Origin of the sequence: Streptomyces sp. NPDC090499 (genome assembly GCF_044769305.1) — a bacterium.
Classification (GTDB): Bacteria; Actinomycetota; Actinomycetes; order Streptomycetales; family Streptomycetaceae; genus Streptomyces.
The window spans coordinates 197,663-224,233 of the sequence record NZ_JBIVXP010000009.1 but is presented as its reverse complement, the minus strand read 5'-3'; the positions used below and the strand labels follow the sequence as shown (position 1 = coordinate 224,233).

Annotated in this window: 21 protein-coding genes and 1 pseudogene; 5 read left to right on the top strand and 17 right to left on the bottom strand. The window is 70.6% G+C overall.

Features of this window, described 5'->3' with window-relative positions; all coding sequences use genetic code 11:
* Positions 1 to 160 precede the first annotated feature (160 nt).
* The gene (locus ACIQVL_RS30635) at positions 161 to 721 is read right to left on the bottom strand and encodes a hemerythrin domain-containing protein (protein WP_403445291.1); all 561 of its coding nucleotides are present in this window, start codon (positions 719 to 721) and stop codon (positions 161 to 163) included.
* Between the two features lie 1,142 nt (positions 722 to 1,863).
* Here ACIQVL_RS30635 and ACIQVL_RS30630 point away from each other — a divergent pair.
* Complete coding sequence (locus ACIQVL_RS30630; RefSeq protein WP_403445303.1) at positions 1,864 to 2,094, top strand: DUF5133 domain-containing protein; 231 nt, start codon at positions 1,864 to 1,866, stop codon at positions 2,092 to 2,094.
* A 577-nt stretch (positions 2,095 to 2,671) separates the two neighbouring features.
* Here ACIQVL_RS30630 and ACIQVL_RS30625 read toward each other — a convergent pair.
* The 11 genes from ACIQVL_RS30625 to ACIQVL_RS30575 form a co-directional block, all read right to left on the bottom strand.
* Positions 2,672 to 3,352: an HAD family hydrolase gene (locus ACIQVL_RS30625; protein WP_403476931.1), complete on the bottom strand. Its 681-nt coding sequence runs from the start codon at positions 3,350 to 3,352 to the stop codon at positions 2,672 to 2,674.
* A 19-nt stretch (positions 3,353 to 3,371) separates the two neighbouring features.
* On the bottom strand, positions 3,372 to 4,337 hold the full coding sequence (locus ACIQVL_RS30620) for an LLM class F420-dependent oxidoreductase (protein ID WP_403476930.1): 966 nt from the start codon (positions 4,335 to 4,337) through the stop codon (positions 3,372 to 3,374).
* A gap of 49 nt (positions 4,338 to 4,386) precedes the next feature.
* Complete coding sequence (locus ACIQVL_RS30615) at positions 4,387 to 4,731, bottom strand: hypothetical protein (RefSeq protein WP_403445311.1); 345 nt, start codon at positions 4,729 to 4,731, stop codon at positions 4,387 to 4,389.
* A 209-nt stretch (positions 4,732 to 4,940) separates the two neighbouring features.
* A complete protein-coding gene (locus ACIQVL_RS30610; RefSeq protein ID WP_403476929.1) occupies positions 4,941 to 6,056 on the bottom strand; it encodes an AI-2E family transporter in 1,116 nt (371 codons plus the stop codon).
* A gap of 52 nt (positions 6,057 to 6,108) precedes the next feature.
* On the bottom strand, positions 6,109 to 7,017 hold the full coding sequence (gene nrfD, locus ACIQVL_RS30605) for an NrfD/PsrC family molybdoenzyme membrane anchor subunit (RefSeq protein ID WP_403476928.1): 909 nt from the start codon (positions 7,015 to 7,017) through the stop codon (positions 6,109 to 6,111).
* Positions 7,018 to 7,085: 68 nt separating this feature from the next.
* Complete coding sequence (locus ACIQVL_RS30600; RefSeq protein WP_403445319.1) at positions 7,086 to 7,997, bottom strand: 4Fe-4S dicluster domain-containing protein; 912 nt, start codon at positions 7,995 to 7,997, stop codon at positions 7,086 to 7,088.
* A complete protein-coding gene (gene fdh / locus ACIQVL_RS30595; protein ID WP_403445322.1) occupies positions 7,994 to 11,239 on the bottom strand; it encodes a formate dehydrogenase in 3,246 nt (1,081 codons plus the stop codon). The genes ACIQVL_RS30600 and fdh overlap by 4 nt, the downstream gene beginning before the upstream one ends.
* Positions 11,240 to 11,677: 438 nt before the next feature.
* On the bottom strand, positions 11,678 to 13,246 hold the full coding sequence (locus tag ACIQVL_RS30590; RefSeq protein ID WP_403445325.1) for an MFS transporter: 1,569 nt from the start codon (positions 13,244 to 13,246) through the stop codon (positions 11,678 to 11,680).
* A 55-nt stretch (positions 13,247 to 13,301) separates the two neighbouring features.
* Entirely contained in the window at positions 13,302 to 14,654 is a 1,353-nt protein-coding gene (locus ACIQVL_RS30585; RefSeq protein ID WP_403476927.1) for an alpha/beta hydrolase, read from the bottom strand.
* Between the two features lie 150 nt (positions 14,655 to 14,804).
* A complete protein-coding gene (locus tag ACIQVL_RS30580; protein WP_403445379.1) occupies positions 14,805 to 15,665 on the bottom strand; it encodes a PaaX family transcriptional regulator C-terminal domain-containing protein in 861 nt (286 codons plus the stop codon).
* A 279-nt stretch (positions 15,666 to 15,944) separates the two neighbouring features.
* Complete coding sequence (locus ACIQVL_RS30575) at positions 15,945 to 16,202, bottom strand: ANTAR domain-containing protein (RefSeq protein WP_403445329.1); 258 nt, start codon at positions 16,200 to 16,202, stop codon at positions 15,945 to 15,947.
* A gap of 256 nt (positions 16,203 to 16,458) precedes the next feature.
* On the opposite strand from ACIQVL_RS30575, the gene ACIQVL_RS30570 reads away from it, so the two are divergent.
* Complete coding sequence (locus ACIQVL_RS30570; RefSeq protein WP_403445332.1) at positions 16,459 to 16,704, top strand: hypothetical protein; 246 nt, start codon at positions 16,459 to 16,461, stop codon at positions 16,702 to 16,704.
* Positions 16,705 to 16,746: 42 nt separating this feature from the next.
* Here ACIQVL_RS30570 and ACIQVL_RS30565 read toward each other — a convergent pair whose 3' ends face one another.
* Positions 16,747 to 16,905, bottom strand: a complete 159-nt coding sequence (locus ACIQVL_RS30565) for a hypothetical protein (RefSeq protein WP_403476926.1) — start codon at positions 16,903 to 16,905, stop codon at positions 16,747 to 16,749.
* A 322-nt stretch (positions 16,906 to 17,227) separates the two neighbouring features.
* Between ACIQVL_RS30565 and ACIQVL_RS30560 the strand changes: the two genes are divergently transcribed.
* The 3 genes and pseudogenes from ACIQVL_RS30560 to ACIQVL_RS30550 all read left to right on the top strand — a co-directional run.
* Positions 17,228 to 20,305, top strand: a complete 3,078-nt coding sequence (locus ACIQVL_RS30560; protein WP_403476925.1) for an FAD-binding and (Fe-S)-binding domain-containing protein — start codon at positions 17,228 to 17,230, stop codon at positions 20,303 to 20,305.
* 39 nt (positions 20,306 to 20,344) lie between these two features.
* Entirely contained in the window at positions 20,345 to 22,177 is a 1,833-nt protein-coding gene (locus tag ACIQVL_RS30555; protein ID WP_403476924.1) for a thiamine pyrophosphate-requiring protein, read from the top strand.
* Positions 22,174 to 22,601: pseudogene (locus ACIQVL_RS30550) on the top strand (mandelate racemase); the annotation flags it as partial. The gene ACIQVL_RS30555 and the pseudogene ACIQVL_RS30550, both read left to right, overlap by 4 nt.
* Before the next feature lie 712 nt (positions 22,602 to 23,313).
* On the opposite strand, the gene ACIQVL_RS30545 reads toward ACIQVL_RS30550, so the two are convergent.
* From ACIQVL_RS30545 to ACIQVL_RS30530, 4 genes are all read right to left on the bottom strand, one after another.
* The gene (locus ACIQVL_RS30545; RefSeq protein ID WP_403445341.1) at positions 23,314 to 23,682 is read right to left on the bottom strand and encodes a DUF6479 family protein; all 369 of its coding nucleotides are present in this window, start codon (positions 23,680 to 23,682) and stop codon (positions 23,314 to 23,316) included.
* A 325-nt stretch (positions 23,683 to 24,007) separates the two neighbouring features.
* Positions 24,008 to 25,546, bottom strand: a complete 1,539-nt coding sequence (locus tag ACIQVL_RS30540) for a CHAD domain-containing protein (RefSeq protein ID WP_403476923.1) — start codon at positions 25,544 to 25,546, stop codon at positions 24,008 to 24,010.
* 240 nt (positions 25,547 to 25,786) lie between these two features.
* Entirely contained in the window at positions 25,787 to 25,942 is a 156-nt protein-coding gene (locus tag ACIQVL_RS30535; RefSeq protein ID WP_403476922.1) for a DUF6131 family protein, read from the bottom strand.
* Between the two features lie 125 nt (positions 25,943 to 26,067).
* Positions 26,068 to 26,547, bottom strand: a complete 480-nt coding sequence (locus ACIQVL_RS30530; protein ID WP_403476921.1) for a hypothetical protein — start codon at positions 26,545 to 26,547, stop codon at positions 26,068 to 26,070.
* Positions 26,548 to 26,571: the final 24 nt, after the last annotated feature.

Genomic DNA, 26,571 nt, shown 5'->3' with positions numbered 1-26,571 from the left:
GGGGGGGGGGGGCGGGGCGCCCCCCGCGCCCCCCCGCGGGGGGGGGGGGGCGGCCCGGGGGGGGGGGGCGGCCCCCCGGGGGGGGGGGGGCCCCCCCCGGGGGGGGGGGGGGCCCCCCCCCCCCCCCGCCTGTGACGGAGCACGCGCCAGCGGCCGCGGCTCAGGACTTCCCGCGACCGGAGATGAGGTCGCGGGCCCGGTCCACCAGCCCGACGCCGGGAGAGAGGATCTTGTTCGCCGGCGGGGTGCTCGGGGCGGACGGGTGCGGGCGGGTCGGGGCCATGGACTTGGCCCGGCGGATCTTGTCGCCGAGGTCGTTCAGCGCCTCGACGGTGCAGGCCTGGCGCAGCATCGGAAAGAGGTTCTCCTCCTCGTCCTGGACGTGGGCGGAAACCTCCTCCATGAGCTGCTGCAGCAACGGGCCCATGCGGGGGTCGTCGGTGTCCGTCTTCTCCAGCTCCTTGAGGAGCTTCTCGACCCGGCCGTGGTCAGCGATCTCCTTGTCCGCGATCCGGTCACCGCCCTCGATGTGCTCGCGCACCGCCGGGTACAGGTACTCCTCCTCGGCGATCGAGTGCCGGACCAGTTCGATGGTGACCTCGTCCACGACATCGCGAAGTTCCTGCCCGCCGCCCGGCATCGCCTGGATCCGGGCGAACATCTCCTCGACCTCGCGGTGGTCGGTCATCAGCTCCGCGATCGCGTCTCCGCCGTGCCCCATCGTCTCTCCGCCTCTCGCTGGTCCAACGTCGGGCGGGTCGGTCCCGCCCGGCTCTGACTGGTTCCCCGTGTGGCCCCCACCGGCACGGTCCCGCGAGAGGTCCACCCGGTCGGCTGTCACCGGCACTCCGGCACGCGTGCGGCGACGGTCAGTCCTCGCCCCGTACGACGTTCCAGTCGTCCCCCTGCCGCGTCCGCCCCGCGTCGCGGTCGAGCGTCGCGGGCAGGCAGGTGCGTACGCCTCCTCGCCGGCGCGGACGACGTACCCTCGCCCAGCCCGTCTCGGGTCGGCAAGCAACGGTCGTATCGGCGGTTTCCGCGGTCACGGCGGCTCAACTTCCTTCTGAGTCGGTCTGGTCGGGGCTCGGTTCATCCGGCCCGTCCTCGCTGTTCGTCTCGTCGCGGGTGTCCAACGGGCAGGGCGGGAAACCTGATTCGCCCTGGGCGGGTCCTGTCGCGGTTCAGGGCGTGAGCCGGTCTTGGTGGCCGCCCGCCGCTCAGCAAGGAGAGAGGTGGCGTCGTCGAGGGTCCCGCATCGTGTTCCACGACCTCGTGCATCAGCTGGCGCAGGGCCTCGTCGAGCATCTGACGGTCGGCGTCGTGGCGGACGATGAAGTCGACGTACTGATCACCGAGCCCGCGACGGTTCCCGCAGGTCTCGACGGCGCCTCGCACGGACCTGGACGGTCTTCACGGCGGCTCGGCCGTGGCCTCCCCCATTGCTCCGCCTGCTCCGCGGAGTGCGGAAACACGCGCGTCTGGAGCCTCTGTCGGTACTTGAGGGGAACCCGTCAGCCATCGACGCACCCACAGGAGACTCCTCACCTCCGATCTCGCCGTCCTGGGATGCTTCGCCACCCTGTGGCCGCTCGCCCTGCTGTTGGCCTTCCGGCTGCCACGGCGTCCGGCCGACACCGAGAGCCGCATCAGGTCGTGATCGCCCACGGCTGCCGAGGGACGACGAACCGCCACGACACCGTGGCGCCACTCTCCGGAACGGTCCTCGCGCGTGGAAGCGGCCAACGACTTGCCGCGAAAGGACGGACACTCGATGGTGTCAGGACCTCGCAAGCCACTGCATGGCCTCATCCGCCAGGGGTAATCGGATCGCGCACGGCAGGTTCAAGCAAATGGAGGTCTCAGGTGCTGATGGCTCACCCCGCGGTCTTGAAGGACTTGGTCGTGCAGTACGAGACGTTGCGCGCCCTGCACGCCGAGAACGGCAACCCGGCCGCACAGCAGCGGATGAACGACATCGCCTATACCCTGTGCGTCTCGACCGGAACGCAGGACGTCGACGTCGCCCTCATCGCCGCCCGCCACCAGTTGCCCGGCGCCCGCCCGCAGGACGACTCCGTACTCACCACCGGCTGAACCCTCACACAGCAACGCCGCTTCACTTGCCCGCCGATGCCCCCTGCAACCTCTCGTGCCGAGGGCCGAGCCTCTCGTCGGCGATGCGCTCGCGTCCGGGTACCGGCACGGGCGTCGCGTCCGAGGCTCGGTTCGGCAAACGCCCCGTGAGGCTACCCATGGCGAATCCAGGGATGTCGTTCCGACATGTTTTCGGGAGTCACTACCAACGGTTTTCCATAATCAATGTCAGTGCGATTTGCTGTCACTCGTTCGCGGTGGCGGCCGATTGCTGTGACCTGTGCAACGGATGTCGCGAGGCGCTGATTACCGGTGTCCCGTTGCCGGGACGACAGGAGTTCGTGGTGAGTCCGCGCTTGCGCGTCGTGATCCTTCCTTCCTGCCGGCCGTGCGGCCGGGCCGTCGCAGGCACCGGCCGTCATGAGCCACCGAGGGCAGCGGCCGGCCCTCGCGCTGGTACAGTTCCGCCGGCCCGGACGCCCCGCGCCGGGTACGGGCCCTTCTGAGCGGCTACTGACAACGGCCGCGTGGTCCGAGCGCCCCGTTCAGCCGCGGCACGAGCTGATCGCGCGCCCTCTCAGCCCGCTCCCTCGATGTCGGCGAAGACGCCGTCATCGAGGTGGGCGAGGAGGTCTGCGGGGTCCTGGTACACGGCGTGGGCACCGGCGTCCTCCAGGTCCGCGCGCGGACTCCCGCCGGACAGAACCGCCACCGGCGTCACTCCGTCCCGCACGGCCGCCTCCATGTCCCAGACGCTGTCGCCGACGAACACGGCGCGCTCGCTCGGGACACCGGCGAGTTCCCGGGCCTGCTGGACGGGGTCGGGGGCGGGTTTGCCGTCGGCGACGTCGTCCGCGCTGGTGGCCCCGAGGATGACGTCGTCCGCGTCGACGGCGCCGCGCAGAGCGGCGAGCTCCGCGCCGCCGGCCGAGGTCGCCAGGACGATCTCCCAGCCCCGTCCGGCCAGCGCGCGCAACAGGTCACCCGCAGCGTCCAGCGCCGGGAGCCGCTCGAAGCAGGTGGCGTACAGGGTGTGGTGGGCCGCGCTGAGCTGTTCGTCGCCGGATGTGTCGCGGCCGTCACCGAGCAGGTGGTCCAGCAGGTCCCCGCCGCTGAGACCCACGGCACGGTGGATCGCCCGCATGGGAACGTGGTGGCCCGCCTGCCGGAACGCCTCCCACCACGTCACCACGTGAAGGTGGTTGGTGTCGACCAGTGTCCCGTCGATGTCGAAGATCGCGGCACGTTTCGCACTCATTCCGGACAGCCTCGCCCTCTCACAGTTCACGAAGTGCGGGCAGGAGCTTGTGCTGGGCCCATTCCAGGTACGTCTCCTGGTGGTCGCCGCCGACCTGGACGAGCGCGACCTCGGTGAACCCCGCGTCGGCATACGGGCGTACGGCCTCCACGACCGCCTGCACGTCGTCGCCGCAGGGAACGGACTCGGCCACGTCCTCGGGCCGCACGAACCGGGTGGCGGATGCGAAGGCCGTGGGTCCGGGCAGCTCGGAGTTGACCGGCCAGCCGCCGCCGAACCAGCGGAACTGCTCATGGGCACGGGTGACGGCCGCGTCGCGGTCGGTGTCGTAACAGATGGGCAGTTGGCCGACCTTGGGTTTGCCGGTGCCGCCGTGACGTTCGAAGGCGGTGATCAGTTCGGGCCGGGGTTCCGTGGCGATCAGCAGATCGGCCAGGTGCCCCGCTACTTCGCACGAGTGGTCACCCGAGACGGCGATGCCGATCGGCAAGGGCACGTCGGGCAGGTCCCACAACCTGGCGTTCTCCACGTCGAAGTGCACGCCGTGGTGGTTGACGTTCTCCCCCGCCAGGAGCGAGCGGATGATCTCCACGGCCTCCTCCAGCTTTTCCAGCCGGACGTGGGCCGCGGGCCAGCCTTCCCCGGTGACGTGCTCGTTGAGGTTCTCCCCGGAACCCAGCCCCAGCCGGAACCGGCCCTGGGAGAGCAGCTGCACGGTGGCGGCCTTCTGGGCGACGACCGCCGGGTGGTAGCGGGTCGTCGGGCAGGTCACGTACGTCATCAGCGGGATCCGTTCGGTGGCCTGGGCGGCGGCACCGAGCACACTCCACGCGTAGGGTGCGTGGCCCTGGGACTCCAGCCAGGGAAAGTAGTGGTCGGACGTGACCGAGAAGTCGAAGCCCGCCCGTTCGGCGCCCACGACGTGCTCCACGAGCTTCCGTGGACCGGCCTGCTCGGTCATCATCGTGTACCCGATCCGCACCATGCCGTTCAACTCCTCGTGGTTCGACCGCGCGCGTACGGTCTCTCGTCCCCTATTCCTTGGTGCCGAGCCGTAGGTCGACCTCCTGTTCCTGGTCTCCGGACGCCGCTCCCCGTCGGCGGACGTCGAACACCGCGCCGAGGGCTTCGAGCAGTCGGCCGACAGCCACGTAGTCGCCTTGGAGGGTGGCGGAGACCGAGCCGTTCAAGGAGACCGGACCGGGACGGCTCCACTCCTGGGTCGGTTCGAACTCCGCGCTCCACACGGCCGGGTGACCGCCCGGCCGTTCGTGGGGCAGGTCGGAGGCGGGACGGTCGGTGGGAAACGCGGTTCGCAGGACGTCGAAGACGATGGCGGCGTCCTGCGCGGACGTCTCGGTGAGGGACACAGTGGCCATAGGGCGATCTCCTGGCGTTCGGCGGCGCAATCCCGCCCCTGTCTGCGGCCTCGGCGCACGGCACCGAGCCACCGCGGGCCCATGCGCTGTGCGGCACGGCCGCACACTGTCGGGGCAGGAGCGCCCGTCAGCGGACGGGCCTTTTGCCGGCCCGGTACGCGTACCCCTCTCGTGCTCCTTCAGACAGCAGAACCTCGGATCGGGTGGCGTCACCTGCGTTCCTTCTCGGGAAAGACGTACTCGTCCAGGACGAGGCCCACGGCCACGGCCGCCGGGATGGCGACAAGGGCGCCGATGATGCCGAGGAGCGCACCGCCGACCAGCACGGCGAGGACGGTGACCAGAGGATGGACGTCGACCGCGAACTTCATGGCCCGCGGCACGATGAGGTAGTCCTCGGCGACCCGGAAGACGATGTAGAAGACGGCTGTGGCGATCGCGACGGGGAGGGAGACCGAGAGGGCGACGAGGCTGACGACGATGCCGGCCAGGGTGGAGCCGACGATCGGGATCATGTCCATCAGGGCCGTGAAGACGCCGAGCGCGGCAGCGTACGGAACCCCGGTGGCGGTGCACCAGCCGAAGGTCGCCACTCCGGCGATCCCCGAGGTGACAAGATTGCCGAGCATGAACTTGCCGATCCGGTTCATGATCTCCTCGGTCACGCCCGCGACCCGCTCGCGGTGGCTGGCCGCGACGAAGCGGAGACAGAACTCCTTGATGGCCGGCAGTGCGGCCATGCAGTACAGAGTCACCGTGATCACGATGGCCGTGGAAGTGAGGGTGCTGAGGACCAGCTGGCCGGCGCCCAGAACGCCGCCCGCCAGACCGGTCGCCCCGCCCCCGGAGCCGATCTGCTGCTTGGCCCTCTCGACCAGGTGGTAGCGGTCCTCCAGGCGCCCGATCGTCGACTGGTGGTCGTGGACCTGCTGCAGCCAGCCCGGTACGGCATCGACCAGCGCGGAGATCTCCTTGGTCACCGGCGGGATGACCAGGGCAAGGAATCCGCCGAGCACCATGAGGAACCCCGTCAGGACGATCGCGACGGCCCAGCCGCGCCTGAGCCCCCGGCGCGTCAGCCACACGACGAACGGTTCCAGGCTGATCGCGATGAACACGGCCAGCAACAGCAAGGTCAGCATCGAACTGACCCGCACGACCGCCTGGACTGCCAGCCACGCCAGGCTCGCTCCGAGGCCCAGCGCGAAGCCCACGGTCACCCAGGACCGCCGGCGCCGCTCACGCGTGTCCCGGCGGGAGGGGTCCCGGAGCTCGGCCCGGGGCGCCGGTACGCCTTCCGCGGGACCGGACTGCGCAGACGACATCGCCCCGCCTCTCCTCTCCCCGAGGGACCTCGATGGACTCCCCCGGAATGCGTCAGCTCCGGGCTGGGTCGGACGCGTTCAGGGCCGCACGTTGAGGTACGACCGTGTACCTCGGTTCCTCGGCCGAGGCGACGCCTGCCGCGAAGACGCCGAACCGGGTGCAGACCGAGCCCGCCAGGAGCGCGAGGCCCGCGAGGGCGGCTGCCGGGCGGCTGCGACGACCGAGCACCAGGCCGGTGGCGGCGCCGGTCGCGGTGAGCAGGCGGGCGGTGCGCAGCAGGGTTCCGGCGCGGCCCTCACGGTAGGTCTCCGCGACCATGCCGAGGCGTCGCTCGGCCGCCCTGGTCGCGATCTCCTCGGCACCGGCTGCGAGCACCGCGGCGCAGCGTGCGGGTGCCGACTCGTGCACCGGGCCGAGGAGCAGGGCCATGCCGGAGGCGGCGGCCGTCGCGGAGGCGGCGAACAGGTAGGGGAGTTCGCGGTGCGCGCCGTGCCAGGCGGGGACGGCGGTGTCCGCTGCCAGGACCGCCGTGTACGAGGCGATCGCCGGTCCGAGCAGAGCCGCGGCCGCGGTCGCCGTGGCCCCCGTTCTGGGCAGCCGCCCGGTGACCGCGGTGACGGCCGACGCGCCGGCGGCGGGTCCGTAACCGGCGAGGAGCCACGAGCCGACACTCATCGGCGAGGTGGGTTTGAGCACCCGGAGCATGTTCGGGAACCGGCTCGGCACCCCGAGGTCGTGCACGAGGGCGGCGGCGGAGAGGGAGACCGCGGCGAGGGAGGACACCTTCATCGCGATGGCGGTCGTCGTACGGCCGGTGAGCTGGGCGCCCGCCGCGAGCACGGAGCCCGCGCCGGCGAGTCCGCCCAGGAAGAAGTACCCGGCGATGTCCCGGGCGGCCCAGGACGGTGCCTTGATGACCGGGCGACCGTAGTAGGACTCGAACTCGGCTTCGGGAACCATGAGTTGCTCGCCACGACGGTTGCGGCGCCTCCGACGTGTGTCCTGTCCCGCGCTGCTCGTGGGGTCGCTCATCGTGAGGCCTTCCCGCGCAGCACACCGGGCAGCGCGAACGAGACGGCGAAGGCACCGGCCACGGAGAGGGCCGCCACGCCGGCGTGCTTCCACATCGTGGGGAGGTCGCGGGTGGTGACCACCGGTGCGGGTGGCAGTCCGTAGACCTCGGGTTCGTCGAGCAGCAGGAAGAACGCGCCGTCGCCGCCGACCCCGTCGTCGGGCTCGTGACCGTACAGGCGCGCGCCGTCGACGCCCTCCGCCTGCAACTGGTCCACGCGCAGCGCGGCTCGTTCGCGAAGCTCGTCCAGCGGCCCGAACTGGATGGACTCGGTCGGGCAGGCCTTGGCGCAGGCCGGTTCCTGTCCGGCGCCGAGTCGGTCGTAGCACATCGTGCACTTGAACGCCCTGCCGTCGTCCGGGCGTTGCTCGATGACGCCGTACGGGCAGGCGGGTACGCAGTAGCCGCAGCCGTTGCAGATGTCCTCCTGGACGACCACGGTGCCGTACTCGGTCCGGAACAGGGAACCGGTGGGGCAGACGTCGAGGCAGGCGGCGTGGGTGCAGTGCTTGCACACGTCGGAGGACATCAGCCAGCGCATTTCACCGGGCTCGGCGGAGGGCTCGGGGGTCGCCTCGGCGAGGGGGAGCCGTGTGCGTCCTTCGGGCGCCGGGACCTGTTGTTCGATGAAGGCGACATGGCGCCAGGTGGAGGCGCCGAGGCCCTGAGTGTTGTCGTAGCTCATGCCGGTGAGGGAGAGGCCGTCCTCCGGGACGGCGTTCCACTCCTTGCACGCGACCTCGCACGCCTTGCAGCCGATGCAGACCGAGGTGTCGGTGAAGAAGCCGACACGGGGCGGGGGTTCGGGGTGTCCGGCATCGCGGGCGGGTTCCGGTTCCGGACCGCTCAGCAGATGGCGATCTGTCATTTCACGGTCTCCGTTCCGGTGTCGGCGGTGATGCCCGCACGCTCGCGGTATGCGGCGACCAGCTTGGGCAGGTCGGGGCCGCGGGGCCGGCGGCCCGGGCGGATGTCGGCGGTCAGCGCCTTGTCCTCCTGGATGTGGGCGTTGGGATCGAGGGCGATCGCGACGAGTTCGTTGGCGGCGTCACCGGTTGCCACGCCGTTGGGTCCCCAGTGGAAGGGCAGTCCGATCTGGTGGACCGTCCGGCCGTGCACCGTGAGAGGGGTGATCCTGGCGGTGACCATGACGCGGGCCTCGACGGCGTTGCGGGCCGTGACGATCGTGGCCCATCCCAGGTGCTCGAGACCGCGTTCGGCGGCCAGCTGCGGGGAGACCTCGCAGAAGAACTCCGGCTGCAGCTCGGAGAGATAGGACGACCAGCGGCTCATGCCGCCGGCCGTGAAGTGCTCGGTGAGGCGGTGCGTGGTGATGACGTACGGGAAGACCTCCGCCCCCTTCTCGTTGCCGCTCGGGTGGTAGCGGTTGCCCTCGCGGGGCAGCAGCTGCCGTACGGGAGAGCGGGACACCGAAGGGTGGAGGGCGTTGGCGAACGGCGAGTCCTGCGGTTCGTAGTGGGTCGGCAGTGGGCCGTCCTCCAGACCCGCGGGCGCGTACAGCCAGCCCTTGCCGTCGGCCTGCATGATGAACGGGTCGTCGCCGCGCAGCGCGTCGGGGCCGGTCGCGTCCTCGTCCGGTACGAAGCCAGGGGCGCGGTCGGGCACGAAGTCGGGGACGTCGTACCCGGTCCACTCCCCCGCCGCCTCGTCCCACCACACATAGGCCTTACGGTCGCTCCACGGTGTGCCGTCCGGGGCGGCCGAGGCCCGGTTGTAGAGGACGCGGCGGTTGGCGGGCCAGGCCCAGGCCCATTCGGCGGCCACCCAGTCCTGCTCGCTTCCCGGCCTGCGGCGGGCGGCCTGGTTGACGCCGTCCGCGTACACCCCGCAGTAGATCCAGCATCCGCACCGCGTGGAGCCGTCGTCCTTGAGTTCGGTGTACGCCGAGAGGTGTGACCCGTCCGGGCCATGGCCGTTGATCTCGGCGAGCACCGCTTCGGCGTCCGGTTCGGCCAGTGGGCCGTCGACGGGGTAGTCCCAGGTCAGATCCTGCACGGGCCGGTCCATCGGGTCGGTCGAGACGGCCAGCCGTTCCTTGATGCGGCGGCCCAGGTGGTACATGAACCACAGGTCGCTGCGGGCGTCGCCGGCGGGTTCGACGGCGGTGTGGTGCCACTGCAGCCAGCGGTTGGTGTTGGTGAAGGAGCCGCTCTTCTCGGTGTGCGCGGCGGCGGGGAAGAAGAACACCTCGGTGCCGATCTCCCCGGTGCGCAGCTCTCCGGTCTCGATCTCCGGGCCGTCCTGCCACCAGGTCGCCGACTCGATGAGGGAGAAGTCGCGCACGACGAGCCACTCCAGGTTGGCCATGCCGAGCCGTTGGAGCCGGGTGTTGGCGGAGCCCACCGCCGGGTTCTCGCCCATCAGGAAGTAGCCCTTGCATGTCCCGTCCAACTGGGCCATCACCGTGTCGTAGGTGGAGTGCGAGCCGGTCAGGCGCGGCAGGTGGTCGAAGCAGAAGTCGTTGGCGGCGGTGGCCGCGTCGCCGTAGTAGGCCTTGAGGAGGCTGACGAAATAGGCCCGCATGTTGCCCCAGAAGCCCTTCTCGGTGCGGCTGGCCTCGATGAAGGCGTCCAGGTTCTCGTGCGCGTGGGCGTGCGGCATGGGGAGGTAGCCGGGGAGCAGGTTGAACAGGGTCGGGATGTCGCTGGAGCCCTGGATGGAGGCGTGTCCGCGCAGGGCCTGGATGCCGCCGCCGGGCCGGCCGATGTTGCCGAGCAGCAGTTGGAGCACGCTGGCGGCGCGGATGTACTGGGCGCCGACCGAGTGCTGGGTCCAGCCGACCGCGTACACGAACGCGCTGGTGCGCTCCCGGCCCGAGTTGGCGGTCAGGGCGTCGCACACCTGGAGGAACTTGGCGCGCGGCACTCCGCAGACCTCCTCCACCAGCTCCGGGGTGTAGCGGGCGTAGTGCCGCCTGAGGATCTGGTAGACGCAGCGCGGATGCCGCAGCGTCTCGTCCCGGGGCGGCCGGCTCGTGGTCTGCGCGCCGCCCGAACCGTGGGCCTCGGGGCCACCGGAGCCGCGGACGCGTTCCTCGTACTGCTCGTCGACCTCGCCGGTGGGCTGCTGCACCTCGACGTCCTCGTACTGCCAGCTCGACGGATCGTAGTGGTGCCTGTCCTCGTCGAGCCCGGAGAAGACACCGTCGAGGTCCTCGGTGTCGCGGAAGTCCTCGCTGACCAGGGTGGCGGCGTTGGTGTAGGCGAGAACGTACTCGCGGAAGTCCTTCTCCCCGGTCAGGACGTGGTTGATGATCGCGCCGAGGAACGCGATGTCGGTACCGGCCCGGATCGGGACGTGCAGGTCCGCGAGGGCGCTGGTGCGGGTGAACCGCGGGTCGACGTGGATGATCCGGGCACCGCGTGCCTTCGCCTCCATCACCCACTGGAAGCCGACGGGGTGCGCCTCGGCGAAGTTGGAGCCCTGGATGACGATGCAGTCGGCGTGCTGGAGGTCTTGCATGAAGGTGGTGGCACCGCCCCGCCCGAAGGAGGTGCCGAGCCCGGCGACCGTGGAGCTGTGGCAGACCCGGGCCTGGTTCTCCACCTGGACCACGCCGAGACCGGTCAGCAGCTTCTTGATGAGGTAGTTCTCCTCGTTGTCGAGGGTCGCGCCGCCCAGGCTGGCGATGCCGAGGGTGCGCGCCGTGCGCAGTCCCTCGGATTCCCACTCCCAGGTCCGGCGCCGGGTCTCGATGACCCGGTCGGCCACCATGTCCATGGCGGTCTCCAGGTCGAGGGCTTCCCAGTCGGCGGCGTACGGCCGCCGGTGGAGCACCTCGTGGCGACGGGCCGGGCCGGTGGTGAGCTGGAGCGTGGCCGAGCCCTTGGGGCACAGGCGCCCCCGGCTGATGGGCGAGTCCGGATCGCCCTCGATCTGGACGACCTCGTCGTCCTTGACGTAGACCTGCTGTCCGCAGCCCACCGCGCAGTAGGGGCACACGGAGCGCACCACCCGGTCCGCGGTGTCCGTCCGCGATCGCAGACGCTCCGTCCGCGCCGACATCGCAGCCCGACCGCGGCCGAGCGGGTCCGCGCCGGTGAGCTGACGATAGGCAGGCCAGCCGCTGATCCACGTACGCACACCCATGGTGTGTCCTGCCTTCCGAGCGTCGCCGGTGCATCACTCTCGCGGCCTGATGTGGCCAGGAAGCCTCGGGTACCCATGGCAGCCGCTGCTACGCCGGGTGGTGGAGTCGGCCGCGCAGCTCGCCCGGACGAGCCACCTGCGCGCGGACAGCACGGCCTTCGCCGCAGGGTCCGGACGTGAGCGGACGTCTGCGGCTGGCTGCGATCGACACGGCGGTGGACGGGCTGCGGGCGTGACCAGACCCTGCATCCAGCGGCTGCCCGGCGGTCTGTCTGGCAGCTCCAGCCGTGCCGCTTGAGCGGCGCGGCGACGCCCTGCACGGTGTCGCTCTTGTGGAAGCGGCAGCCGATGAGGGTCTGATCCGTGACAGGGTCCAGGTCTGGTCCGGTCAGCCGTTCCACCGGCGGATGTGCTGCGGTCAGTGGCTGTACCAGCCGTTCACTGCTGCTCTGGGGAATCGTCACGTGGAGCGGTGCGGCCGCGGAGCGTCGCGAGGGCCAGCAGTGCTGAGAACAGTGCGGCCGAGCCGCAGACGACGAAGCCGATCGAGTAGCCGTGGCCGAGGGCTTCCAGGGCGAGAGGGTGCAGGTCGGCCAGCTTCGGTGACGCCGCAGAGGCACCGTTCACCGCGAGTGGGCCGCCCTCTTCCAGTACGGCCGTGCCTGCGCCTTTGAGTGCTTGTGGCAGCGCGGAGTCGTGCAGGGAGTCGGAGAAGCTGCTTGCCGCCCGGCTCAGGGCCACGGCACCGATGACGGCCGGGCCGAGGGTGAAACCGAAGTCCCGCAGCAGGTTGGTGGTGGCGCTCGCCATGCCGGCCAGGTGCACCGGCACGGTGGTGACGGCCGTCGCCGTGATCGACGTGACGGTGATCGCGAAGCCGAGGCCGACCAGACCGAGCGGCAGGAGCAGCGAGGTGAAGGCGCTGTCGGTGATCGGCAGCGTGGCCGCCCAGTAGTCGCCCGCCGCGATCAGCAGCAGCCCCGCGCCCAGCAGCAGCCCCGGCGCCACCGTTCTCAGCAGCCGTTCCGTCAGCGGCAACATCACCAGGGTGATGCCGTTGAGCAGGACGAAGGCCATGGCCGTCCGCATCGGGGCCTGGTCCTGCACCGGGCCGAGCCGGATGCTCACGGAGTAGGCGGTGCCCAGAAAGGCGAACATCCCCACCACGGCCACGACCGAGGCCACCGCGAAGGCGCGGTTGCGGAACAGGTCCAGGCGGAGGAGCGGGGACTTCGCGCGCCTCTCGGCGAGGACGAAGGCAGCGAGGAAGACGGCCGCCAGGGCGAGGGCGACGACGATCGAGGGTGAGGTCCATCCGTCCGTGGGGCCCTGGATGATGGCGTAGAGCAGCGAGAACAAGCCGAGCCCGATGGTCAGTTGGCCCGCCACGTCCAGTGAACGTCCCTCGGGGGCACTGGAGTCGACGGCGAACAGGGCGCTGACGGCGGCACTGGCCGCGGCGACGGCGGTGACCACGACGAAGGACCATCGCCACGAGCCGTAGGTGGCGGTGACGCCCCCGAGCAGGGGGGCGAGGAACCCGCCGGTGGAGAGCAGGGCCGCCCACATCGCGATGACCCGGGCCCGTTGCGCGGGCGAGGTGGTGCCGGCGGCCAGGATGGCCAGCGAGGTCGGGAACAGGCACGCGGCACCCAGACCTGCCAGAGCCTGTCCGGCCCAGAGCTGGTGGACACCGGAGGCGCTGGCGCTGACCAGCTCGCCCACGGCCAGCAGCGCGGCGCCGCCGATCAGCAGCCGCTTGCGGCCGAAGAGGTCGCCGAGCAGGCCGAAGGTCAGCTCCAGTACGGCGACCGGCAGCAGGAAGGCGTCGGAGATCCAGGTGAGCTGGGAGCCGACCGGGTTCAGGTCGGACTGGAACAGTCCGTTGAGGGTGGCCGGTATGGCCAGCCCGATCTGGGCGAGGCAGACGGCGAGGAGACCGGCGACCAGGGTGCCGGTGGTCAGACCGCGGCCGGCGGCGGTTCTGGCGGAGGGTTCGGTCGTCATGGACACGGGGGCTCCTGAGGCGCGCGAGCTTGGGATGAGGGAGGACGTTTCGGGATCAGCGGGTACCGGACAGCCGGCTCGGCCGGTAATCGGTGAAGGCGGCGCCGCCGAGGTCCAGTTCGTCGGCGCTGTGCTGGAGTTCGGCGGTGGCGGTGGAGTTGTCCCAGTGCCCGGTGTCCAGCCGGTGTTCCACGGCGTGCAGCCCGGCGACGACTTCGGCGGTGGTGAAGTTGCAGTGGCTCTGGCGTGCCACGTAGGCCTGTCGCAGCAGCGCGGAGTCGCCGGCCCTGCGCACTCGCCCGGCAAAGGCCGATTCCTGTTCGACGGGCACGAGTTGGTCGGCGGTGGTGTGGATGTCGAGCAGCGGTACGGCCAGTGACTGGCCGGCCGTGGAGGTCCGCTCCAGATGAGCCACCGCGGCCGGGTCGGCCGAGATGTCCGCACCGCGGGTGAGCCGGTTCAGGTCCGTGCGCAGGTCGAGCCCGGCGTCGCGGTAGAGCGCCTTGACCTGCTCGGCATGCCTGGACTTGTGCAGCAGGCCGGCGTAGTCGACAGCCCTGTTCCAGGACGTGTTGCCCCCGGCGGACTGCTCCACCGACCAGCGCGCCGGGACGATGAACGCGAGCAGGCCCTGGGCCAGCCACGCGTACTGCTGCTCCTCCTGGCCCGCGAAGTCGTCGCGGGCGGGCGGCTGTTGACCCGGAGCCCAGTCGGTCAGGTTGAGGTAGGCGGCGGCCAGGGCGATCCGGGCGCGTCCCGTGGGGGTCTGCTGTGCCGTTTCCACAGCCTTCGTGAGACGGCCGGCGAGGGCCACGCCGTCGGCCTGGCTGTCCAGGTTCACGAGCCTGTCGGCGTCGGTGGGGTCGAAGAACGTGGCCAGGGTGTACTCGGCGTCCAGCTGGTAGTTGTCCAGGTCCACGCCGCCCGCGACCAGGCCGCACAGGCCGAGTGAGCCGTCGACACGTCCTGCGCCGTCGCGGGCGATCTGGGCGTTGATGAGGCCGCCCATGGACTGGCCCACCGAGATGACCCGGGTCGGCGTGCCGACCTGTCGGCGGAAGGCGGTGAGCGCCGCGAACTGATCCCGCTCGGCCGAGTCGAGCGCCCACATCGAGCCGTTCGGGTCGTAGGAGGAGCCGACGAGGGCGTAGCCGGCGTCCAGCAGGGCCTGGCGCGCCGCAGCCGACGGGGCGTCGGCAGCGACGGTCGGTCCGAAGCCGTGGCTGAACAGCAGCAGGCTGCCGTTCCACTGCGCGGGTTTGTCCGCGATCCAGGTGGCGCCGTCGGACAGGGTCCCGGAGTAGTGATCGGCGGTCGCGGCATGGGCGCCGGTCGCCGGGCCGATCAGAGTGGTCGCGAGGGCGGTTGCGCAGGCGGCGGCAAAGGTCGAGAAACGAGGTCGGGGCATGGCGGCGGCTCCGCGGATCGAGGGGGGATCGAGTGGGGGCGCGAGCGGAAGAGTGCTGCGAATGTATGGCTGTTTTTTCATTGCCGTCAATGGACTGCCCAATATTGGGTCAGGCGGTGCCGTGTTCCGGACGCACGGGTCGGGCGCGGATCAGCCCAGCGTCAGGGTGTCGAGCAGTCGTGCGGCAACGCGCGCGGCCGGCCCTTCCCAGCGGCCCGCCAGACCGCGGAAGACGGTCTCCGCTTCCGCGGCGGGCCAGTCCCCTGGAAGGTGGCCGGCGGGCAGATGCGGATCCCGTCGCACCAGGTCCAGCCAGTCGGCGTGAAGCAGGAGCTGGCCTGCGAGTTCGTCGCCCGCGAGCGCCTCGGGAAGCGGGTCGGTGCGGTCCCAGCGCTCCAGGAACGCCCGGTACCGGGCACCGATGGCCGGCACGTCGAAGGCCTGTTCCAGTACCTCACGGACGCCGGTCGGCGACTCGACTTCCGCCCGGAACACCCGCAGGTACGGCTCGAGACCGAGATCCGCCACCATCTCGCGGACGTCGACGCGCGCCGGGGCCACCCACAGGCCGTTCTGCAGGGGGCCGAAGCCCGCCCAGATCAGCCGGGAACGCAGGTCGTGCCGTTCGCGACTCCACGCCTCGGGCAGCGAGAAGCCCACCATCGTCCAGCGGCCGTCCCAGTCCCGGTTCACCGCGCCGGTGTGCCAGATGCGGTCCCTGCCGTCCGTCAGCACTTGGACAGCGTGCGGCGTCAGCCCGAAGTAGGTCTTCCGGCCCTGACGGTGACGCTCCAGCAGGCCGCGTTTGACCATCCGGTTCAAGGTGGTCCGCACCGCCTCCTCCGTACTGCCCAGCCTCCCGAGAGCAGCGATCACGCTGCCGGACGACACGGCGATGGGCCGCCCCAGCACATGGGCGCCGAAGAAGGTCAGCATCAAGGACTGGGTACGCGGCTCGGGACCGCCCTCGGCGGCTGGTCGGACGGCGGCACTGGCACTGGTCACCGGCACAGCGTAGGCCTGGGGCACGTGGACAGCGCTCCCACCACGGAAAAACCGTGTCACATTCCTGACGGCAATCGGTCAGCCGCCTCCCGTCCGCTCCCGCCGCGAGCCTCGGCGACGCCGACCGGCAAAACTCCACGCGGACAAAGGCCACGATTTCGGGCTGGCCCGCGTGGCGGAGTCCATCACCGAGTTCGCAACGGTCGCAGGGACCTGCCGCCACCGCACCCGGAGAGGCGAGAGCTCCAGCTCGACAAGGAAGCCTCCGCCTGTGACGTCGAGCGATCAGGCCAGGGAATCGAGGTCCGGGAGGTACCCCGCACCGGCGGACCGGGTCTGCGCCATCGCGGTCTCCGGTGCCTGGCGAATGTCTTCAGGCGGTTGACCGGTCACAGCCCAGTCGATGAGCCGTTCGGCGACCACAGGAACGTCGAGGCCGGTGCGCTCGGACACGGCCATGAGGACTTCGATGCCCTGGTGGGGACGCAGCCCTCCGAGGACCAGGACCACGCCGATCGCCTGGTCGATCACGGCCTGCGACACGACGGATCCTGCAGCTGACCGAGCGCCCGCCGCAAGGCGCTGATCTCGTTTTGGAGAGCCGCGCGGCCCGGAAATGCGCTCACCTAGGCGCATGCATGCCCTTCTGCGAGCAAACCATCGTATGCACGTCCCAGATTCCGTTCCGGTCTACCACGCGTCCGGGTTTGGTTCGCCTGTAGATGCATGTGAGTGATTGCCCGGTCCTTGTGGCGGAGGAATGGGCGGAACACTCGTTGCTCCCGGCAGGAGGTGAGGCATGAGTCACTGGATCTACGAACTCTCGGGATGCCCCGAGGCAGGGTGCCGTCACCGAATCGCCGGTGAAGCCGAACCGGGCAAGGTCGTGGTGTTCGAACGCGTCGACAGACCGGTCATCGTGGACGGGTTCGTACGCGAAAGTCTCGATGACCTGATGATGGTGGCCCGCTTCCGTTGGGTGGCCAGCGGAGACCTCTCCACCGTGATGCCGGAGCTACTGCGCGCGGCAGCCCTTTCGCCATAGCCCGGTACGCGGGACTCACGTGTCCCTCACCTCACGTGTCCCTCACCAACGGGGCGGGTGCCGGTGCCGCCCAGCAGTTCGGTCCACCCCCTGACGCGGCCAGACCTCCGGGCCACCGCCGTGCCACTCGATGAGGTCCGACTCGGCCACGTCCAACTCGTCGCCGCGTACGAAGCCGACGTGCCGCAGGAACAGTGTCAACTCGTGCAATGAATTGGCCGTGCCCAGAAGCTGGCCGTCCACGCACACGCGACGGCCGCCAGACCCGCCAGGCGCCTCCACGACCGCGGACCGCTCGACCACGAGCTCAGCTTCTCCCGACCGAAGGCCGACCGCATTCCAGGCGGCCGGAATACCCCGTACGGCTACGGGCCGGTTCCGGCCGCACCGAATCCTGACGGCCCGAAGTGGGTGCCATCGCGACTTCGGGGGTGGGTACCCGGGAGCTGCGGCATCGCGGAGGTCCCGGGGACGGCGCGACGCCTCCCGCACGGTTCACGGCTGAGGAAGGCGGTTCCCCCTGATGACTCGCACCCTCTTCGGTACACCCGCGGGCGTGGACGTGGCCGGGCTGACGGCGGCCCTGGTCGAGGAGGTGGACGCCGAGGTCAGGTTCGACGCGGGCAGCCGTGGCGCCTACGCCACGGACGGCTCCAACTACCGGCAGGTGCCGATCGGTGTCGTGGTGCCGCGCACGGTCGAAGCCGGGGCGGCGGCGGTGCGGGTGTGCGCCCGGTTCGGCGCCCCGGTCCTGTCGCGGGGCGGCGGCACCAGCCTCGCCGGGCAGACGACGAACACGGCCGTGGTGATCGACTGGAGCAAGTACTGCCATCGGCTCGTCGCCGTCGATCCCGACTCCCGGACCTGTGTGGTCGAACCGGGAATCGTGCTGGACGCGCTGAACCGGCGGCTGGCCGGCCATCGGCTGCAGTTCGGCCCGAAGCCGTCGACACACAGCCACTGCGCCCTGGGCGGCATGATCGGCAACAACTCGTGCGGCGCATCCGCACAGGCATACGGCAAGACCGTCGACAACGTGCGCCGCCTGGAGGTACTCACCTACGACGGCCTCCGGATGTGGGTCGGGCCGACGTCGAAGGCCGAGCAGGCGCGGATCGCCGCGGACGGCGGCCGCCGCGCCGAGCTCCACGCGGGCCTGGACCGCATCGTCACCGAGTACCTCGCCGACATCCGGCGCGGCTACCCGAAGATCCCGCGCCGGGTCTCCGGCTACAACCTCGACTCGCTGCTGCCGGAGAACGGCTTCGACGTGGCACGGGCCCTGGTGGGCAGCGAGGGAACCCTGGTGACCGTGCTGCATGCCGAGCTGGACCTGGTGCCGGTGCCCGCGTACCAGTCGTTGCTGGTCCTCGGCTACGACGGCATCTGCACGGCCGCAGACGACGTGCCACGGCTCCTTGAGCACTGTTCGCCCGGGCAGTTGGAGGCGCTGGACGGCCGGATGGCCCAGCTGATGCGCGAGGAAGGCGCCTACCTGGCGTCCCTGAACACCCTGCCGCAGGGCGACAGCTGGCTGATGCTGCAGTTCGGCGGCGACAGCCAGGAGGAGGTCGACGAGCAGGCGCACGCCCTGCTGCGCGCCGTCGGCCGCACCGAGAAAGCCGCCGAGGTCGCGTTCTCCGACGACCCCGAACGCGAGCAGCGGATGCTCCGAGCGCGCGAGGCCGGGCTCGGCGTCACCGCACGCCCACCCGACGACCGGGAGACGTGGGAGGGCTGGGAGGACTCGGCCGTACCGCCCGAACGGCTCGGGGACTATCTGCGGGACCTGAAGGAACTCTTCGGGGAGTTCGGCTACGACCACCCGTCCCTGTACGGACACTTCGGGCAGGGCTGCGTCCACACCCGTATCCCCTTCGAGCTCAGGACCGCTGAGGGCGTGGCCGACTTCCGCCGCTTCCTGGAGCGGGCCACCGACCTCGTCGTCTCCTACGGCGGTTCCCTCTCCGGCGAGCACGGCGACGGCCAGTCCCGGGGCGAGCTGCTCACCCGTATGTTAGGCGAGCGGCTGGTGGGCGCGTTCGGCGAGCTGAAGGCGCTGTTCGACCCGGGCAACCGGATGAACCCCGGCAAGATCGTCCACCCCAACCCCGTCGACGGCCAGCTGCGTCTCGGCTCCGGCTGGCGCCCGAGGACCCCGGTGACGCACTTCGGCTTTCCCGAGGACGACCATTCCTTCAACCGGGCGGTGATGCGCTGTGTGGGCATCGGCAACTGCCGCGGCCACTCCGGCGGCGTCATGTGCCCCTCCTACCGGGCCACCAGGGAAGAGGAACACTCCACCCGCGGCCGCGCCAGGCTGCTCTTCGAGATGCTCGACGGCCACCCCGACTCGGCCGTCACGGACGGCTGGCGCTCCACCGAGGTGCGCGACGCACTGGACCTGTGTCTGGCCTGCAAGGGCTGCAAGTCGGACTGCCCGACCGGCGTCGACATGGCCACCCTCAAGGCGGAGTTCCTCTCCCACCACTACGAGGGGCGACTGCGCCCCGCCGCCCACTACTCCATGGGCTGGCTTCCCGTGTGGGCCCGGCTGTCCCGTATCGCGCCCGGGCTGCTCAACAGTGTCCTGCACGCGCCCGGTCTGGCGCGGGCGGGCAAGCGCCTGGCGGGCGTGGACCATGCCCGGTCGTCACCGGTGTTCGCCGAGCAGTCCTTCCAGCAGTGGTGGCAGGCCCGAGGGGGCGAGGAACCCGACCCGGCCGACCCGCGCACCGTCGTCCTGTGGCCGGACACGTTCAGCAACTCCTTCCATCCCTCGATCGCCGTCTCGGCCGTACGCGTTCTTGAGGACGCCGGTTTCCGCGTCGCCGTGCCCACCCGGCCGGTGTGCTGCGGGCTGACCTGGATCTCCACCGGGCAGTTGCCCCTCGCGCAGAAGGTGCTGCGCCGCACCCTCGGTGTGCTGCGCCCCTATCTGGAGGCGGGCACCCCGGTCATCGGCCTCGAACCGTCCTGCACCGCCGTCTTCCGCTCCGACGCCCCCGAGCTGATGCCCGCCGACCAGGACGTGCAGCGGCTGGCCGGACAGGTCCGCACCTTCGCCGAACACCTCGTCCACCACGCGCCCGACGGCTGGCGGCCCCCGCGGCTCAGCCGGCGGGCGACCGTGCAGACCCACTGCCACCAGCACGCCATCATGAAGTTCGACGCGGACCGGGAACTGATGCGCCGCGCCCACCTCGAGACCGACGTCCTCGACGAGGGCTGTTGCGGCCTGGCCGGCAACTTCGGTTTCGAACGCGGCCACCACGAGGTCTCCATGGCCGTCGCGGAACAGGGCGTCCTGCCCGCGGTCCGCGCCGCCGCCCCGGACAGCCTCGTCCTCGCCGACGGCTTCAGCTGCCGTACCCAGATCGAACAGGGCGGCACCGGACGGCGGGCCCTGCACCTGGCGGAGGTCCTGGCCCTCGGCCTGGAAGGCACGCTCCCGACCGAGCTCCCCGAACGCCTGGCCGTACGCCCTGCACCGCCCTCCCTCGCCTCCCGTTGGGCGGCCAGCGCGGGCGCGACCGCCCTGACTGCGGCCACCGCGACGGTCACCGGCCGAGCGGCAGTGCGCTCGCTGCGTCGCCGCTGATCCCCCTTCACACCGGCACTACCGGAAAGGTTGTCGAACATGTCGCAGAAGGTTTCCGACCATCTCCTCGAGCGCCTGCGCGAATGGGGAGTGGAGCATGTCTTCGCCTATCCCGGCGACGGCATCAACGGTCTGCTCGCGGCCTGGGGCCGTGCCGACGACAACCCCCGCTTCATCCAGTCCCGGCACGAGGAGATGTCGGCCTTCGAAGCCGTCGGCTACGCCAAGTTCTCCGGCAGGGTCGGGGTGTGCGCCGCCACCTCCGGGCCCGGCGCCATCCATCTGCTCAACGGGCTGTACGACGCCAAGCTCGACCACGTGCCGGTCGTCGCGATCGTCGGCCAGACCAACCGCAGTGCCATGGGCGGCTCCTACCAGCAGGAGGTCGACCTGGTCAGCCTGTACAAGGACGTCGCCTCGGACTTCTGCGAGATGGTCACCGTCCCCGAGCAGCTGCCAGGCGTCCTGGACCGGGCGATCCGTACCGCCCTGGCACGCCGCTCTCCGACGGCTCTGATCATCCCGGCCGACGTCCAGGAGCTGGACTACTCACCGCCCGGACACGCCTTCAAGATGGTGCCCTCCAGCCTCGGTATGTCGCAGTACGCTCCGGTGCCGGACGACAAGGACCTCGCCCGTGCCGCCGAGGTGCTCAACGCGGGCGATAAGGTCGCGCTGCTGGTCGGGCAGGGTGCCCGCGGGGCCCGGCAGGAGGTCATGGCGGTCGCCGACCGGCTCGGCGCCGGCGTGGCCAAGGCGCTGCTCGGCAAGGACGCCCTCGACGACGACCTGCCGTATGTCACCGGATCCATCGGGTTGTTGGGCACCCGGCCCTCGTACGAGCTGATGATGCGCTGCGACACCCTCCTCGTCATCGGCTCCTCCTTCCCCTACACGCAGTTCCTGCCGGAGTTCGGGCAGGCACGGGCCGTGCAGATCGACATCGACCCGCACATGGTCGGAATGCGCTACCCGTTCGAGGTCAATCTCGTCGGCGACGCCCGAAGGACACTGGCCCGGCTGCTGCCCTTGCTCGACACGAACAAGCACGTCAGCTGGCGCAAGCAGATCGAGAAGAACACCGCCCGCTGGTCGGAGGTCATGCAGCGGCGCGCCGCGGTCGACGCCGACCCGGTCAACCCCGAGTACGTCGTCCACGCGCTGGACGGCCTGCTGCCGGAGAACGTGATCCTGTCATCCGACTCCGGCTCGGCCGCCAACTGGTACGCCCGTCATCTGCGGCTGCGCGGTGCCATGCGCGGTTCGCTGTCCGGCACGCTCGCCACGATGGGGCCCGGGGTGCCGTACGCGATCGGCGCCAAGTTCGCGCACGGCGACCGGCCCGCGATCGCGCTCGTCGGCGACGGGGCGATGCAGATGAACGGCATGGCCGAGCTGATCACCGTCGCTAAGTACTACCGGGAATGGGAGGACCCCCGGCTGATCGTGGCGGTGCTGAACAACCAGGACCTCAACCAGGTCACCTGGGAGATGCGGGCCATGGCAGGCGCCCCGCAGTTCCTGCCCTCCCAGTCGATCCCGGACATCGCCTACGCCGACTTCGCCCGCATGGTGGGCCTCAAGGGCATACGGGTCGAGAAGCCGGACGACGTCGTGGACGCCTGGCAGGCCGCGCTGGCCGCCGACCGGCCCTGCGTCCTGGACTTCGTGACCGACCCCGCCGTCCCGCCGATCCCGCCGCACGCGTCCCTCGACCAGATCGAGGCAGCGGCGGCCTCGGTCCTCAAGGGCGACAGCGACCGGGCGGCCATGGTCCGCCAGGGCTTCAAGGCCAAGGTCCAGGACCTGCTGCCCGGGCACCGCCACCGCGCGGACCGGCCCGGGGCGCAGGACGAGAAGGACGGCACATGAGCGAGAGCCCGGTCGTGGAGCAGGTGGGCACGGCCGTCTACACCGTGCCCACCGACGCCCCCGAGGCCGACGGCGCCCTCGCCTGGGACAGCACGACCCTGGTCGTGGCGACCGTCGGATGCGGGAGCGTCACGGGCCTCGGCCACACCTACGCGCCCGCCGCGACGGCACGCATCGCCGACGACCTGCTCGCCGGCGTGATCACCGGCTCTCCCGCCCTCGACGTGCCACGGATGAACGAGGCCATGCGCCGGGCAGTGCGCAATGCCGGGCTGCCCGGTGTGGCCGCCCAGGCGATCTCGGCCGTCGACATCGCGCTGTGGGACTGCAAGGCCCGCCTGCTCGACTGCCGCTCGTGCGCCTGCTGGGCGCGGCCCGCGACGAGGTGCCCGTCTACGGCAGCGGCGGCTTCACGAAGCCGCACTTGCCCGCCACCCCACCGCAGCCTCGGCGTTCACGGCCGCTGTGGCAGCAACGGCGACGGCCGGCCGTGTGGAAGAGGCGCGCCCGCACTCCGTCGTAGGACCGACCGCGAGCCAGGGTGCACCCGCCCCACCTGGCCGACGGTGGCGGTGCTGTCCGGCGGCATCAGCCCCACGGCACGGGGATCTCCCGCTCGGGAAGGTGGTGGCCCGCCTGCCGAAACGCCTCCCATCACGTGACCACAAGTCGTCGCCCTCTCACAGTTCGCGGAGCGCCGGCAGCAACTGTGCCCGGCCCATTCCAGGTACGGCTGGTTCGACCGCACGCGGGGCCGGACGGTGACGGCCCTGGCGGGACTCGGATTCCGTGCCCGGAGCCTCGGGCCGTCAGCAGGGCGACGGAGCGATCCGGTCAGCGATGCCGGCACGCTGCATCGAGCGACCGAGGGCGCACGGACTGTAGGTCAACGCCGCGTATCGCCGGGGGCTCCAGTCACGCATCAGCAGACGGCCGGTCACCGACCCTGATACGCGTACCCGTCTCATGCCCTTTCAGGCGGCGCGAGACCCGGTAACGGTCGCGGGGGAGCACACAGCCGACCTGCACCGCAAGGGCGGTGACCAGCAGGTGGACGTCAACGGCGAACTTCATGCCCGTCGGCACGACGAGGTGGCCTCAGCGACCGGTCGTACGCAGGTCGGCTGATGGTCGGGTCACGTCGCGCCGCCGCCTCCGCTGCCGGAGGATCCGCCGGAGCCGGGTTGCCGGCGCGGGCGAGTGTGGTTTCCGCCGGGCCTGGTGGGTGCGTTGCCGAGCTGGTACGGAGTGAGACGGTCGCCCTCGTCGGCAGCCCGTGGCACCTCGTTGGGCTCGCGCATCTGGCGCTCCTCCCGTACCGGTCCGGTACGGGGCAGCACCGGGTGATCCGAGCGCCGAGGCGGCGCGGACTCCCGCCGTCGCACCCCGATGCCGAGCCGGACGGCTCCCACCAGCGCGGCCGTGACGAGCAGACCACAGACGACGATCACGATCGGTCCCGCCATCGAGCCGGCGGCGGCCAGTTGCTCAAGGGTTCTGTACATCGGCGCCGGGTACCCGGGGCGCCGCATCGAATGCCCGGAAGCCACGGCGTAGCGGACGTGACATTCGCCGGGTCGGCAGTAGCGTCGCCCCGCCGTACACCCCAGAGAGCGAGACGGCGAAAGCAGCTGGTTTATCGAGCTGGTTGGTGTGGCTGCAGGCATGCCCGGGACGGCCGCGATCGTGCTGGACCCGAAGGCGACCAGCTCCTGGCCATGGCCAGGATGCTCTCGCCTCACGTCGTTTGGGCGCTGACTCGATGGGGCCGGCCGGGCCCTCCCGGTCCCAGAGGTTCGTCTCGGACAATCACCCGGACCGCTCGCGGATCTAGCTGAGCGTCTTGCGCGGATCGCGCCGCGAAGCGTCGGCCCACACCATCGGCAACTCCCGTTCGCGCCTGTCGGCCTCGGCTTGCTCCTGCCCGTACAACAGGCCCCAGACGAAGGAGGGTTCGTCGGCCATGTGGGCTGCCACGGCCAGCTCACGCAGGGCGCCCCGTGCCGCAACGCTGTCCTGATGGTCCCCGAGCACCTTCTGGGCGGCTTTGACGCTCTTGCCCAGGCGCTTGGCAGCCTTGCCGAGTGCGTCGCGCGCCGGCTCCGTGGCGTACCTCGTCTTCTTCGCCGCCTTACGGGCTTCGTGAAGGGCCGTGTCACGTGCTGACCCCGGCGAGAGTTCCAGCGCGTAGGAGACGCGGCCGGCGAGACGGTCGTATTCCTTGCGGATGGCCTTGGCCATGACGTTCTCCGCTCCCCGGTCGGCCTTGACACGTAGTGGGGGCTGTTCCGTAAGCGTCGCCAGGGAGTCCAGTAGCGCCAGGTAACGGGGGGAGTTCAGGGCGTCGAGGGTGCCTTGGCGGGCCTCGGAGCTGTTGCTGAGGTCCCACACCTGCAGCCGGGCGGCGACGGGGCCGAAGACCAGTTCCGGAGGCAGGGCGTCGATCCTCGAAGTAAGTCGCTCCAGGAGTACCTCCTGGTCGCGTTCGGCGGCGAGCTCGTTTCCCAGCCACTTGAGTTCCTCGCGGACGGGATCGGTGACCTTCCGGTCCAGGACGGACCGGAAGGAGCGCAGGACGCTGCGCAGCCGCCGGCATGTGACGCGCATTTTGTGCACCGAGTCGGGCACATCGCTCCGGACCGCGGGATCCAGGCTCACCAGAGTGTGGACCCGGTCTTCCACATAGCCCAGGACCGCTTCACCGGCGGATCCCGGCACCACGGTCTCGGCAGCATGCTCGTCCGGCAGAAGGGGCGCTCCCACCATCGTCTCCTCCAGCGCCCGGGTCAGCTTGGACGCAGCGTGCGCACGGTCCACGCCGCTCTCGCGCAGTTTCTCGTCCACGGCGTCCAAAAGTGCCGGGTCGGTCTCCCGTGCGAGTTCGACCTCCATCTCGGTCCAGGAAGCCCGCGCGTTGGAGCCGAGCAGGGACTCGGCGCGTACCGAGTCGATGCTCAGCTCGGCGAGGACGGTGCTCCCGGAACCGACGAGCTGCCGTACGCCACGGGTGGTACGGATCCGGACGACCGGCCGCACCTGCGCTCCCCGGGTACGGGAAAGGGCCAGGTCGCGCAGCGTGTCCGGAAGGGCGTCGGACAGCGGGGCCTGTACCTCTTCCCGGCTGTCCGGAGACAGGGGCAGTTTGAGATGCCAGCCCGCATCGGTCCCGCCCGTCCTCCGCCTGAGCACGGCCGAGGCAGCAGCCAGGCGCAGGTCGTCCGTGTCGTAGTACACCGCATCCAAATCCTCGGTGCCCTGATCCACGACGGTCGCAATCGGGCCCACACCGGTGAGGTCGGGCAGCCATGTCGTGTCGTCAGCCCAAGGGGCTTCATACTTTCGCTCGATTTCCTGCTTCGTGTCGGTCATATCCTTCGCGTACACACATGCGCCCCGTACAAACATCGCCGACCCGGATCCGGCGCCCCATCAGGTCGCTTGTCCCCGGGTCGGTATTTCCATGATCGGTGATGACCGCGTTCCCTCTCCCCCAGTCACTTCCGCGATGGCGCCCCGCCGCCGTCGCCGTGGGGCCGAAGGCGGCCTGTTCCGGACAGCAACGCCTTCCGTTGGAGCCTGTCGGGCGTACTGGACGCACCGGCTGGGGCGCTACCAGTAGTGGCGTCGTCCGGCGACGGCACGCCCCAGGGAGCCGGGAAGGAACAGGACGAGCCCGTTCACGAGCAGGACCATCCCGATTGTCCACAGGATGCCGATGTGGAGGATGAATCCGAGGATGATCAGGATGACGCCGATGGCGATCACGGCCTTCTCCTCTCCATCCGGCCGGAGTGCCGGCCTCTGATGGATGTGGGACGGGAGTCGGCCCCTTGGTCTTCCCGCCGCCGGCCGTATGCCTTCGGCCGTGCTTCGGCCATCGGACCGGGGTTTCAGTTGGTCAGCAGGCGGTTGAAGAACGAGCGGTAGTGGCGAAGGGCCGTACGCAGGGCTTCGGTGTCGGCGTCCCCGCCCTGGTTCCACTGGCCTTCGAGCTGCTTCTTGTGCTCGTCGAACGTCGCGGCGAGTGTCTGCATGACGTTGGCGACCATGCTGTCCGCGTCCTGCACGGCGTTGCGGGGGTCGTCGACGAACGTGGTCTGGATCTTCTCCCAGCGGGTACGGAATTCCTCCTCGTCGTGGGCCGCCAGCAGTCGCGGCATCTCGTCCGCGTCGCTGGTCCGAGCCTCCGCCGCAGGGGTGTCTGCGTCGTGGGCCCCGATGTCCCTCACGTCGGCTCGCGCATCGCTCTCGCCGGGGTAGGCGGGGGGCGGCGACGTGCTGTCCGGTGCACGGTCGATCTCGTGAGGCTGTGCGAGGTCCTGGGTGGACAGCCTGGTGTCAGCCGTGTGCGGTGTGTCGTTGCGTTCCATGTCGTCTCCGTCGGCTTGTGCCCG

Excerpts from the sequence above, each read along its gene's own strand:
- ACIQVL_RS30635 (WP_403445291.1), bottom strand. The coding sequence starts at position 721 with ATGGGGCACGGCGGAGACGCGATCGCGGAGCTGATGACCGACCACCGC.
- ACIQVL_RS30625 (WP_403476931.1), bottom strand. The coding sequence starts at position 3,352 with ATGAGTGCGAAACGTGCCGCGATCTTCGACATCGACGGGACACTGGTC.
- ACIQVL_RS30620 (WP_403476930.1), bottom strand. The coding sequence starts at position 4,337 with ATGGTGCGGATCGGGTACACGATGATGACCGAGCAGGCCGGTCCACGG.
- ACIQVL_RS30615 (WP_403445311.1), bottom strand. The coding sequence starts at position 4,731 with ATGGCCACTGTGTCCCTCACCGAGACGTCCGCGCAGGACGCCGCCATC.
- ACIQVL_RS30610 (WP_403476929.1), bottom strand. The coding sequence starts at position 6,056 with ATGTCGTCTGCGCAGTCCGGTCCCGCGGAAGGCGTACCGGCGCCCCGG.
- nrfD (WP_403476928.1), bottom strand. The coding sequence starts at position 7,017 with ATGGTTCCCGAAGCCGAGTTCGAGTCCTACTACGGTCGCCCGGTCATC.
- ACIQVL_RS30600 (WP_403445319.1), bottom strand. The coding sequence starts at position 7,997 with ATGACAGATCGCCATCTGCTGAGCGGTCCGGAACCGGAACCCGCCCGC.
- fdh (WP_403445322.1), bottom strand. The coding sequence starts at position 11,239 with ATGGGTGTGCGTACGTGGATCAGCGGCTGGCCTGCCTATCGTCAGCTC.
- ACIQVL_RS30590 (WP_403445325.1), bottom strand. The coding sequence starts at position 13,246 with ATGACGACCGAACCCTCCGCCAGAACCGCCGCCGGCCGCGGTCTGACC.
- ACIQVL_RS30585 (WP_403476927.1), bottom strand. The coding sequence starts at position 14,654 with ATGCCCCGACCTCGTTTCTCGACCTTTGCCGCCGCCTGCGCAACCGCC.
- ACIQVL_RS30570 (WP_403445332.1), top strand. The coding sequence starts at position 16,459 with ATGAGTCACTGGATCTACGAACTCTCGGGATGCCCCGAGGCAGGGTGC.
- ACIQVL_RS30560 (WP_403476925.1), top strand. The coding sequence starts at position 17,228 with ATGACTCGCACCCTCTTCGGTACACCCGCGGGCGTGGACGTGGCCGGG.
- ACIQVL_RS30555 (WP_403476924.1), top strand. The coding sequence starts at position 20,345 with ATGTCGCAGAAGGTTTCCGACCATCTCCTCGAGCGCCTGCGCGAATGG.
- ACIQVL_RS30545 (WP_403445341.1), bottom strand. The coding sequence starts at position 23,682 with ATGTACAGAACCCTTGAGCAACTGGCCGCCGCCGGCTCGATGGCGGGA.
- ACIQVL_RS30540 (WP_403476923.1), bottom strand. The coding sequence starts at position 25,546 with ATGACCGACACGAAGCAGGAAATCGAGCGAAAGTATGAAGCCCCTTGG.
- ACIQVL_RS30530 (WP_403476921.1), bottom strand. The coding sequence starts at position 26,547 with ATGGAACGCAACGACACACCGCACACGGCTGACACCAGGCTGTCCACC.